Raw genomic sequence first — 6,135 nt, 5'->3', positions numbered from 1 at the left:
CCCCTCGGGGAGAGGTCGGATTGCCTCGAATTGCGCTTCGCAATTCAGTTGGCAATCCGGGTGAGGGGGCTCTTTCTCACGCTCCCTTAATTGTTAGTGGACTCGATCAGTCCAACACGGTCTTCTAGGCGTCCCCCCGCCCGGAGAACCGCCATGCCTCTCAACCGTCGGACACTGATCGCCGCCAGTCTTTCCATCACCTTCGCCCTCGCGCCGTTGACGGGCGTCTTCGCCGCATCGCCTGCGCCAGCCAAGGGCGAGCACGGCATGGTGGTGACGGCCCAGCATCTGGCGTCCGAAGTCGGTATCGAGGTGCTGAAAAAGGGCGGCAATGCTGTGGATGCGGCGGTTGCCGTCGGCTATGCGCTCGCGGTCGTCTACCCCAATGCCGGCAATATCGGCGGCGGCGGCTTCATGACCATCCGCTTCAAGGACGGCAAATCGACCTTTCTCGATTTTCGCGAGCGGGCGCCGCTGGCGGCGACAAAAACCATGTATCTCGACAAGGACGGCAACCCGGTGAAGGGGGCCAGTCTCGACGGCTATCTTGCGGTCGGCGTGCCGGGTTCGGTGGCCGGTCTGGAGATGGCCCGCGAAAAATACGGCAAATTGTCCCGCCAGGATTTGATGGCGCCGGCAATCGGCTATGCCAGGGACGGCTTCATCCTCAACCAGGGCGACGCCGCCTCGTTTGCCGGCAGCGCCGACAGGCTGGCGAAGGACCCCGCGGCCGCCGCCATATTCCTGAAACCCGACGGCAAGCCCTATGGCATCGGCGAGCGGCTGGTCCAGCCCGACCTCGCGGCGTCGCTCGCCGCCATTTCCGAAGAGGGTACGGATGCCTTTTACAAAGGCGCCATCGCCGATGCCATCGTCAAGGCGAGCGGCGCCAAGGGCGGCATTCTCGCCAAGCCCGACTTCGAGCAATATGCGGTGCGCGAACTCAAGCCCGTGACCTGCACCTATCGCGGCTACGAGATCACCTCCTCGCCGCCGCCCAGCTCCGGCGGCGTCATCATCTGCGAAATCCTCAACGTTCTGGAGGGCTATCCCTTATCCTACCTCGGTGCCGGTTCTGCCGAGACGGTCCATGTCATGGTCGAGGCGATGCGCTATGCCTATGTCGACCGCAATTCAGCGCTCGGCGATCCCGATTTCGTCGACAATCCGGTCTCGAAATTGCTTGATAAGGCCTATGCCAAGGATATCCGCGACAAGATCGACCCGTTCCGGGCCGGCGTGTCGCAGGATCTGATGCCGAAGGGCTTTGGCGAGAGCAAGGAGACGACGCATTATTCGATCATCGACGATGAAGGCAATGCGGTCGCGGTCACCTACACGCTGAATGGCTCCTTCGGAGCCGGCGTCGTCGCCGACGGCACCGGCATCCTGCTCAACAACGAAATGGACGATTTCACCCAGAAACCCGGCGTGCCCAATCTCTACGGCCTTGTCCAGGGCGAGGCCAACGCCATCCAGCCGAAGAAGACGCCGCTGTCGTCGATGAGCCCGACCGTGGTCGCCAAGGACGGCAAACCGTTCATGGTCATCGGCAGCCCGGGTGGCTCGCGCATCATCACGATCACGCTGGAAGCGATCGTCAATGTCATCGACCACGGCATGAACATCCAGGAGGCGATCGACGCGCCTCGCATCCACCATCAATGGCTGCCCGACAAGGTTTATGTCGAGCCGTTCGGCCTGTCGCCGGACACAGAAAAGCTGCTGGCCGGCATGGGATATCACCTCGATCTCGCTGACCAGACCTGGGGGCAGGCGGCCGGCATCCTGGTCGGCGGCAAGAGCCTGGCGGAAATCGAGAAGGGCGGCGGCGCGCGCTACAACGGCGCCATCGACAGCCGCGCGGCCTCTGGCGAGGCGCTCGGATACTGACAGCTCGGAGGAAAAACCTGGTGCAGCGTGGCGATTCGGGTTGATCGCCCGCTGCTCAAGTGGATCGGCTCACACCGATTTGGCCGTCACAAGACCAGCGTGAGAGTGGACGCAACCAGCATCAAGGCGGCAATGCCGACGAACAGCGCATAGATACGCGGCCGGTCGAGCAGCAGCGCGTTTCCGGATATCCAGGCGGACGTGGCGCCGCCAAGCGCGAAGAGGAAGCCGTTGCGGTGCCCGAAGACCATCGATGCGGCCATCAGCCCGCCAATGATCAGCGCACCGAACACGATGATCACGGCAACGGCATATCTCTCGAAATCATTGCCGCTACCCATGCTCGGGCCGATTGCGTTCAACGTCGGCAGGTCGTCCGGATCGAAAGGGTTCGTCGACCCGTATTCGTCTTGACCGGCAGGCTCTCGCATCATTCATTCTCCGTATAGCGGCAACAAACCATCAAGCCTTGCCGAGCGCAACCCGATCGCACTCCCTTCAATGCGTTTGGTACGGTCTTCTACACCTTCTGGCGACGACCGCCGCCGGTTTTTTGATTCGTTGCCTTTTTCAGGCAATCCAATCCAGAGCGCGCCGCCCGGAGGCGGTCGTGGGACCATCCATCCTGGAATGCATTCGTGGAGGAAAAATGATGCGGGACGTGGATTGCGCTTCGCGGGCAGCGATTTTCGGCGAGCGGGACGTCGCACGCCCACCGTGACGGTGCGAATAGTCTTGCCGCCATCCGGACGGAGGACAGGGCCGCGTCGAATCGCGGCTCTGGACGCGCGTCGTCACAGGTTCATGCGGCGCGCTTCAGATCCTGCATGCCAGATCACTGCCAGCCGAGGCAGCCGAGCGGCATGCATCAGAACTTCATGCTGAGGCTGCCCTTGATGACGCGGCCTTCGCCATAGATGCAGCTGAGGTCGGCATTGCTGCCGGCCTCATAGCAGGTCGAATAGTAGGTCTTGTCGAACAGGTTGGAGACATTGAGCGCTGCCTGCCAGCCATTCTTCTTGTAGCGCAGTGCCGCGTCGACCAGCGTGTGGCCGCGCACGTTAACCGTGTTCGTATTGTCACCGAAGCTGGCGCCGATATAGCGCACGCCGGCGCCGACGCTCAGGCCCTCGAGCACGCCGCTGCCAACCTCATAATTGGCCCACAGCGATGCCTGGTGTTCCGGCACCCTGGCCGGGCGGTTACCGATGACGGCGGCGGCATCGCTGGTTATCTCCGCGTCGAGATAGGTGTAGGCCGCCGTCATGCTGAGGCCGGAAGCCAGATCTGCGTTGGCCTCGATCTCCAGGCCGCGATGGCGGACTTCTCCGGTCTGGACCTGGTAGACGGGATTGGCTGCTGCCGTCGGCACATTGGTCTTGCGCAGGTCGAACAGCGAAGCGGTGATGAAGCCGGGGAAGAAGGTCGGCTCGTATTTCAAGCCGACTTCATACTGCTTGCCCAACGACGGCAGCAGCGCGTCTCCGGACTGGGTCGGGCCGATATTGGTGGTGAAGGATTCGGCATAGCTGGCGTAGGGCGTCAGGCCGTTGTCGAAGAGATAGCCGATGCCGATATTGCCGGTGAAGGCATGGTCCTTCTGATCGTAGCTGCCTGCACCGTCGAGTCGGTTGAAATTGGTGTGGTCGATCCAGGCCTGCCGGCCGCCGATTGTCAGGACCCAGTGGTCGGCGATCTTGGACTGGTTTTGTGCATAGAGGCCGACCTGGCCGATCGTCTCCACGCGATCCGTAATGATGAGGCTCGGCGGCGTGACAGGGATCGAGTAGTCCGGGTTCTGGGTGTCCAGCGGCGGACCCGCCCCGTAGCCGTTGCGCCCGTCGACCGATTGTCTGCTGTAATCCAGACCGAACAGCAGCTTGTTTTCGACCACGCCGAAGTCAGCCTTGTACTCGGCCTGGTTGTCGACGTTGAACAGCCTTGCCGTCTCATCCACGGTGAACAGCGTGCGCTGCACCGTATGTTCGTCTGCGCCGATGTATGGGCCGCCAAGCCACTCGCCAAAATAGAGCTGCCGGTAGTCGGTTTCCTGCTGCGAGTAGCGCAGGTTTTGCCGCACCGTCCAATGGTCGTCGAACTCATGGCTGAACTGGTAGCCGATCGAACCATGGTTGGCATCGAAGCGGTCGAAGTCAGGCGAGCCGGTGAAGAAATTGCGCGGCAGATTGCCATACTGCGCCGGCAGAAACTGATTCGTCGTCAGCCTGTCCCACTGGTAGTTGGCCAGGATGGTCAGCGAGGTCTGCGCATCCGGCTGCCACTTGAGCGCCGGCGCGACGAAGATGCGGTCGTTGCGGGAATAGTCGGTTTCGAGCGCGCCGTTGCGAACTAGGCCGGTCAGCCGGTAGGACCACACGCCGGCATCGTCGATCGGGCCGCCTATATCCAGCCCGGCCTCGACGGTGTTGAAGCTGCCATAGCTGAGGAAGCCGTCATAGATCGGCTTGTCAGTCGGCCGCTTGGTGACGGCATTGACCATGCCGCCAGCCTCGTTCTCGCCGTAGAGCACCGAGGATGGCCCCTTCAAGACTTCGATTCGCTCCAGCCCGTAGGGCTCGATCTTGAAGCCTGAGAAATCGATCACTTTCTGCGGCAGCCCGTCGCGATAGATCGCCGACGTGCAGAGGTCGAACCCACGAATCAGGCATTGGTCGAAGCGATCGTCGACGCCCCATGGCGAGATGGTGACGCCGGCGAGATAGGACAAGGCGTCCTCAAGCTGCCCTGGCTGGCGATCATCGAGCTGCTTGCGGGTCACCACCGAAATCGAGCGTGGAATTTCCTTCAGCGGCGTGTCGGTTTTCGAGCCGGTGGTGGTGTTTTTGGCGATGTAGCCGTCATCCGGTCCGACCGGGCTGTCGCTCTGTCCCTCGACATTGATCGGGTTGAGCTCGGTCGCGGCTTCCTGCGCAAGGGCCTGGGTGCAAAGCAGGGTCGAAAGCGATGCGACCACGAGGCCCCGGGTCCGGCTTCGCCGCCGCGCCGCACGATATGCACTCAACCGCATCTTGATACCCTCACTGCCCGCAATGCGCGCAGGACCGGTCCGTCTTGCGCCAATTTAAATTTGTTGACTCGATTAGTCATCTTCAATGTTGACTATGGAAGTCATGTTTCATAGTCAACCGACCATCGGCTGCCGGCAGCCAGATTTTTGAATGCGTCGTTTTGGAGAAAACCCGTGCCTGAAATCCACGCCCAGCCGGCTTTCCGCACAGGCGCTGCGCGATGATGGCAGCCCTTGAATCCCACAGGGCCGACCGTCTCCGCGGTCGGATCACCCGGCGCGGCGCGCTGGGACTTTTCGTTTTGCCCTTTGCCGCAATTGCATCGCCATCTGCCACGGCGAAACCGTTGCGCATCGTCTGCCTGGATGACGGCCTGGCCGAGACCTTGCTCATGCTCGGTGTCAGCCCGGTTGCCATTGCCGGTCGCGACATCTGGGAGACCTGGGTGGTCGAACCGCCGCTGCCGCCTGAGATCGCCGATGTCGGAACGCTGCTCGAACCCAATCTCGAATTGCTGCAGCAACTCAGGCCCGACATCATCCTGTCCATGCCGTATCTCGACGGCATCAAGCCGCTGCTCGAACGCGTGGCGCCGGTGACGACGATCGGGCTCTATACCGAGGCCGGGCAGCCCTATCAGCGCGCACTCGAGGCGACGCGCCAGCTTGCCGGGCTTGTCGGCAAGGAAAGCGAAGGCGAAGCGCTGATCGCGGCGACAGATGCGTATTTTTCGGAAGTCCGCCGGCAGCTGGCGCCGCTTTCGGCGCGGCCGATCTATGTCGTCAGCTTCATGGACCCGCGCAACGTGCGCGTCTACGGCAAGAAGAGTCTGTTTCAGGAGGTGTTCGATCGCATCGGGCTCGCCAACGCCTGGACGGCCGAGACCAATTATTGGGGGTTTTCGACCATTGGTATCGACGGGCTGGCGACATCCAGCGACGCTCGCCTCGCTTATCTCGAACCCTTGCCCGAGGGCGCGGGCGGCACGCTGACCGAAAGTCCGGTCTGGAACGCCATGCCTTTCGTGCGCAACCGCTCGATCATGCGTCTTCCCGCCGTCCATATGTTCGGCGCCCTTCCGTCCGCCACCCGTTTTGCTCGGGTCCTGGCGTCGGCGATAACCGGGGAGGCCGCCCGTGGCTGAGGATGCTGCGGCCATCGCCCAAGGGGGGAAGCCTGCGTCGGCCGGCCGGGCCTCCGCGTGGAGCTTTTT

Annotated in this window: 4 protein-coding genes; 2 read left to right on the top strand and 2 right to left on the bottom strand. The window is 62.4% G+C overall.

Annotated features, from left to right (window positions below):
• Positions 1-153: 153 nt before the first annotated feature.
• Entirely contained in the window at positions 154-1,893 is a 1,740-nt protein-coding gene (gene ggt / locus EOC06_RS02995; protein WP_127807912.1) for a gamma-glutamyltransferase, read from the top strand.
• An 86-nt stretch (positions 1,894-1,979) separates the two neighbouring features.
• Here ggt and EOC06_RS02990 read toward each other — a convergent pair whose 3' ends face one another.
• Both EOC06_RS02990 and EOC06_RS02985 read right to left on the bottom strand, forming a co-directional pair.
• Positions 1,980-2,327: a hypothetical protein gene (locus tag EOC06_RS02990; protein WP_032808338.1), complete on the bottom strand. Its 348-nt coding sequence runs from the start codon at positions 2,325-2,327 to the stop codon at positions 1,980-1,982.
• A gap of 434 nt (positions 2,328-2,761) precedes the next feature.
• Positions 2,762-4,867 (bottom strand): TonB-dependent siderophore receptor, encoded by a 2,106-nt coding sequence (locus EOC06_RS02985; protein WP_164898441.1) that lies wholly within the window; start codon positions 4,865-4,867, stop codon positions 2,762-2,764.
• Between the two features lie 401 nt (positions 4,868-5,268).
• Here EOC06_RS02985 and EOC06_RS02980 point away from each other — a divergent pair, with 401 nt between their 5' ends.
• Entirely contained in the window at positions 5,269-6,066 is a 798-nt protein-coding gene (locus EOC06_RS02980; protein ID WP_245469300.1) for an ABC transporter substrate-binding protein, read from the top strand.
• The last annotated feature ends 69 nt before the right edge of the window (positions 6,067-6,135 follow it).

Source organism: Mesorhizobium sp. M7A.F.Ca.MR.362.00.0.0, assembly GCF_004023175.1.
Taxonomy (GTDB): domain Bacteria; phylum Pseudomonadota; class Alphaproteobacteria; order Rhizobiales; family Rhizobiaceae; genus Mesorhizobium.
Note: the sequence above shows the minus strand (reverse complement) of the source record. Positions and strands in the feature narration are given on the sequence as shown.